Below are 5,126 nucleotides of genomic sequence, written 5' to 3' on the forward strand. Positions count from 1 at the left end.
CTTTTATACATCATGAATACGAACGAAAAATAAGGAGGTTTCCTTTTATGTCAAAAGCTAAATCCTTTATTACAGGTGTACTTTGCGGCGGAGCAGTTGCTGGACTAGCCGTTCTTTTCTCAACTCCTTCTTCTGGTAAAGCTATGCGCGGTAAGCTGAAAGAAAAAGGAACTGATATTAAAAAAACATTAGCTGATATTACAGCTGATACGAAGTTATTAAAGCGTCAAATCGTTGAAACTGCTTCAGAAGGTAAAGAAGTATTCCAAGAACTAAAAGACGATATGCATGACACGCTTTCTAACTGGAAACAAGATATTTCTCAAAACAAACGACATATTGAAAAAGAAATTTTAGACATTCAAAAGTCAATTGAGAAACTACAAGAAGCCGTTCCAGAAAAAGCGTAAACATATTCCTGCTTAGTTTTTTGCATATAACAAATATTTTTCATACGAATTGACCTTAACACGGCATATCACATAGATATGCCGTGTTTTTATGCATTTACAATATATGTTATCCCTTAACATGTAAAGACAACACATGTATTCTTGACTCATAAAACGCTTCCATAGTTATGCATGATTTGTATAGAATGTTATTTTTCCGAAAAATTTTCACAATTCTCACAAAAAGACTTTATTAATTTTTATTTTACTGGCATAATAGATAATAATGAAAAAAGAATGTTAAAGTGGGTGAGTAAATGAAAAGTGGAGAAAAAAATTACTCGGTAAAAGAAGCGATGATTTTCAGCCAACGTATTGCTCAATTATCGAAAGCGTTATGGAAATGCGTAGAGAAAGATTGGCAACAGTGGATTAAACCTTACGATTTAAACATTAATGAGCATCACATTTTAACCATCGCTTATCATTTAAAAGGGGCTTCTATTTCTGAGATTGCTAAGTTTGGAGTTATGCACGTATCAACGGCGTTTAACTTCTCTAAAAAGCTTGAAGAACGTGGCTATCTTATATTCTCAAAAAAAGAAGATGATAAACGAAATACGTACATTGAAATTACAGACAAAGGGGAAGAATTACTACTTCGCTTAATGGAGGAGTATGATCCTGAAAATAATTCTGTTTTTAATGGGGCACTTGAACTTCGTAATTTTTACGGTAAGTTCCCAGAAAATATCGAACTGATTGCAATCCTGCGTAATATTTACGGACAAGACTTCATCGATATTTTTGAGAAATCATTAGAAGATATCGAGGAGAACTTTACGGAATCCGATCAAAAGTTAGTTAAGAAATAATCTATTTATCCTTTCGCAATCATGCGTAAGAATTCATTCATAAGTGGCACAAATAAGCCCTGTTTTGCTAGCGCTTCCGCAGTTTCGTGTACTTCGAGCTGATGTGGAAGCGCTTTTTCAAATTGATCTAATAGCGCATCAAACAATAGAAGGCCTTCTGCTTTCTCCACTACACACTGTTCGTTCAGTCTTTCACAAAGTTTTAGTATACGTTCAATGTCTTTTTTACGAGCTTTTTTCTTTATGATTAAAGAATAAAATGGACACTTTTCTTCATCAATCATTTTAAATAGTAGGTCTACGTAGTATTCAGCTTGTTCTAGTCTTCTTACAACGTCCATTTTCTCCCTCGCTTCCTAACACAAAGTCTTCTATTTCTGAATTTTGTAACACGAACAAAATATCGTATGATACAATATATAAAGTATATGTATTTTAGCCAAAAGGAGGTCTCGCCTCATGACTCTTATAACCGTTGTTTTTGTTGCATTCGCACTTCTTGTTATATTTTACACGAATTTCATGACACATACACTGTGTGAGCGAAAACAAATATCTGCGAGCCGCCAGCCCGGTGTCTTTCGAGTTATTAATGTATGTATTACCATTCTATTAATTTCTAGTTATGTAGAAATTATATTTCATGGAAAGTGAGGAAGGAAGCCCCTTCCTCATTTTTTTCCTCTATAAGCAAATTATACCTACTATAACTAATAAAATAAACAGTACAAGTAATAAAATAAGTTTTGAATTCATCCCCCATCCCCTCCTCTTTTCTGTATATGCGACATGTGCCCAATATGGTACCCTTTCAAAATCTGACACAAACTGGTTAAAATTTCTTTATCAATAGGAAAACCCGTCGAAATATGATATATTAAATTTTGTACATATTGCTTATACTATGAAATAAACGACACGCATCTAAACTTTATCCTAAAGCCTCGGTAAGTCCTGTTAAGCGTGCTTTTACATATAAAAAAAGCAAAGACATCAGTGAGACTTAATCAGGTTCTTATGAACGAAAATAACCTATCATAAGGAGTTTCTTCATTCGTATGGGATAAATTAAAAATACATAATAGTAGGAGTGTTTATTGAATGAAGAAAGCTATGCTTGCCTTAGCCGCAACAAGTGTAATCGCATTATCAGCATGTGGAACATCATCATCATCAGACAAAATTGTTACATCTAAAGCTGGTGACATCACTAAAGAAGAGTTCTACAATCAAATGAAGACACAAGCTGGTAAACAAGTACTAAATAACATGGTTATGGAAAAAGTACTTATTAAAAACTACAAAGTCGACGAAAAAGAAGTAGACAAAAAGTACGATGAAATGAAAAAGCAAGTCGGTGACCAATTCGATACACTAATGAAACAGCAAGGCCTTAAAGAAGAAACAGTTAAAAATGGCGTTCGCGCTTCATTAGCTCAAGAACAAGCAATTGAAAAAACAATCACTGATAAAGAGCTAAAAGAAAACTACAAGCCTGAAATTAAAGCAAGCCACATTCTTGTAAAAGATGAAGCTACTGCGAAAAAAGTTAAAGAAGAGCTTGGACAAGGTAAATCTTTCGAAGATTTAGCGAAACAATACTCTGAAGATACTGGTTCAAAAGAAAAAGGCGGAGACCTTGGCTACTTTACTGCTGGTAAAATGGTTAAAGAATTCGAAGACGCAGCTTATAAAATGAAAAAAGATGAAGTAAGCGAACCTGTAAAATCACAATTCGGTTACCACATCATTAAAGTAACAGATATTAAAGAACAAAAACCATTTGATGAAGTAAAAGGCGACATCAAAAAAGACCTTGTTCAAAAGAAAACACAAGATGCTCAATTTATGAACGATCTTATGATGAAAGAAATCAAAAAAGCTGACGTAAAAGTTGACGATAAAGATTTGAAAGATCTTTTCGAAGAACCAAAAGCTGACGATAAAAAAGACGCAAAGAAATAATGAAGTGAAAAAAGCTTGGGTAGCCCCAAGCTTTTTTATTTTGTAGTAGTTTTTTACCGATAAATCGATATACTCCCCCATCTTACTCCATTCAACACAAAAAACCTTGATTTCGTACAGCACGAAACCAAGGTTTATCTTATTATCATTGATTAAATTAAAAAACTATGTTAAATTAGTACAGAAACGCATTCACTAAAAATAAAAGAATGTATTTATCCGTATCTTAATTGTACACCAAAACACATCTTCAGTCAACCTCTATTTTTCACTTTTAAAGGAGTGCTTACGTATGAACAAAAAACTTGATCAAGAGCAAAAACGATTGGATAMCGTAATAGAAACGATTACGGAGCAAATTGATAAACTGGAAAGCGAAACTGGCAGACGCCGGGCAGAAGTAATCAACATTCGTAAACACTTCTGGGATGATGTTAAAGTTAACACTGATACTTTTGACGATTATCTTGAAACAGTTATCAACTTAAGACAACAAGCTCAGTCACTAGCCGTAACACAAATCACCCATAAGCACACCTTTAATCGACTTGCCGCACTACGCCGTATGCATAAAGCACCTTACTTCGGACGAATTGATTTCAAAGAAGAAGGCGAATCTGGCGCAGAACAAATTTATATCGGGGTGGCTACACTTACCGATGCAAGTGGAGAAAACTTTCTTATATACGATTGGCGCGCACCAATTTCAAGTGTTTACTACGATTATCCACCAGGACCGGCTGAGTACAGCACACCAGGAGGCGTAATCYGCGGYAATGTGGAGAARAAATTACAATATATTATTCARAATGGCGAGATTGATTCCATGTTCGATACGAGCCTCACAATTGGMGATGAAATYCTGCAACAAGCGCTCGGAAAAGGWACRAACAAACATATGCAAAGTATCGTTGCTACTATCCAGCGCGAGCAAAATGAAATTATCCGTCACGATGAAGGCCGACTACTTATCGTGCAAGGAGCTGCTGGTAGTGGTAAAACGTCAGTTAGAGGAATGAAATTTAGAGGAAAACTGATTGCCTCTGCTAAAGAAATTACAGAGCAATTTTATAATACTGATTCCTCCCTCCGCTTCCATAATMGAATYGAGAAGTTAACGGATTGGCTAAACAAACAAATAGACACAATTGAAAAAACAGAACTGAAAAAGCCTTGGGTAGAAGAAGAAATTGAACTACTTAGTAAAGATGAGTATCAAAAAGCTTATAAATACTTACAGAAAAAAGGCGAGTTTGATGACAACTCCTTTAATGATTATGAAAAAGAAACGAAAGTACTCGGTCGTATGATTGTCCGTAAAAAATTAAAACCGTTACGTAAAGGCGTTCAAACACTACGTTTTATCAATTTTACAGGCATATATAAACAACTCTTCACAGATGCATCATGGGTTACTGGAGAAAAGCCTAAAGAATGGGACGAAATTTGCTCATTAACTGTGAACATGCTTGATGAAGGAAAGCTACATTACGAGGATGCGACTCCATTTTTACTTTTAAAAGAATTAATTGAAGGCTTCCAAACGAACAGATCAATTAAACACGTACTCGTAGACGAAGCACAAGATTATTCTCCGTTTCAGTTCGAGTTTTTAAAACGTCTCTTCCCTGCCGCAAAAATGACAGTGCTCGGAGACTTTAACCAAGCAATATTTGCCCATGCGAGTGAAGCAGTGAATTTCAATACACTTACTAGCTTATACGGACCAGATGAAACAAACGGCATCAACTTAACTCGTAGCTATCGATCAACAAAACCGATTATTGAATTCACACGCTATCTCGTACCGGAAGGAAAGAATATTAACGCCTTTGAACGTGACGGCGAGAAACCTACAGTGACTAAAGTTTCTGATTACAGCGAACTGCATAAT

At 35.2% G+C, this 5,126-nt stretch carries 6 protein-coding genes; 5 read left to right on the top strand and 1 reads right to left on the bottom strand.

Annotated elements, in window-relative coordinates; translation table 11 throughout:
- Positions 1–47 precede the first annotated feature (47 nt).
- Positions 48–410, top strand: a complete 363-nt coding sequence (locus tag AC1DJR_RS19265) for a YtxH domain-containing protein (RefSeq protein WP_002011120.1) — start codon at positions 48–50, stop codon at positions 408–410.
- Positions 411–709: 299 nt separating this feature from the next.
- Complete coding sequence (locus tag AC1DJR_RS19270; protein WP_002134805.1) at positions 710–1,267, top strand: HTH-type transcriptional regulator Hpr; 558 nt, start codon at positions 710–712, stop codon at positions 1,265–1,267.
- A 5-nt stretch (positions 1,268–1,272) separates the two neighbouring features.
- Here AC1DJR_RS19270 and AC1DJR_RS19275 read toward each other — a convergent pair whose 3' ends face one another.
- A complete protein-coding gene (locus AC1DJR_RS19275) occupies positions 1,273–1,608 on the bottom strand; it encodes a DUF1878 family protein (RefSeq protein ID WP_410589289.1) in 336 nt (111 codons plus the stop codon).
- Between the two features lie 118 nt (positions 1,609–1,726).
- Between AC1DJR_RS19275 and AC1DJR_RS19280 the strand changes: the two genes are divergently transcribed.
- From AC1DJR_RS19280 to AC1DJR_RS19290, 3 genes are all read left to right on the top strand, one after another.
- Positions 1,727–1,921: a hypothetical protein gene (locus tag AC1DJR_RS19280; RefSeq protein ID WP_000172693.1), complete on the top strand. Its 195-nt coding sequence runs from the start codon at positions 1,727–1,729 to the stop codon at positions 1,919–1,921.
- A 447-nt stretch (positions 1,922–2,368) separates the two neighbouring features.
- Positions 2,369–3,232, top strand: a complete 864-nt coding sequence (gene prsA, locus AC1DJR_RS19285) for a peptidylprolyl isomerase PrsA (protein WP_429687800.1) — start codon at positions 2,369–2,371, stop codon at positions 3,230–3,232.
- 292 nt (positions 3,233–3,524) lie between these two features.
- A partial coding sequence (locus tag AC1DJR_RS19290; protein WP_477003269.1) for a UvrD-helicase domain-containing protein occupies positions 3,525–5,126 on the top strand: 1,602 nt, incomplete at its 3' end.

The sequence above is a fragment of the Bacillus sp. 05T31 genome (assembly GCF_056396725.1).

Bases quoted from the DNA above. Each gene is read 5' to 3' on its own strand.
- AC1DJR_RS19265 (WP_002011120.1), top strand. From the start codon at position 48: ATGTCAAAAGCTAAATCCTTTATTACAGGTGTACTTTGCGGCGGAGCA.
- AC1DJR_RS19270 (WP_002134805.1), top strand. From the start codon at position 710: ATGAAAAGTGGAGAAAAAAATTACTCGGTAAAAGAAGCGATGATTTTC.
- AC1DJR_RS19275 (WP_410589289.1), bottom strand. From the start codon at position 1,608: ATGGACGTTGTAAGAAGACTAGAACAAGCTGAATACTACGTAGACCTA.
- AC1DJR_RS19280 (WP_000172693.1), top strand. From the start codon at position 1,727: ATGACTCTTATAACCGTTGTTTTTGTTGCATTCGCACTTCTTGTTATA.
- prsA (WP_429687800.1), top strand. From the start codon at position 2,369: ATGAAGAAAGCTATGCTTGCCTTAGCCGCAACAAGTGTAATCGCATTA.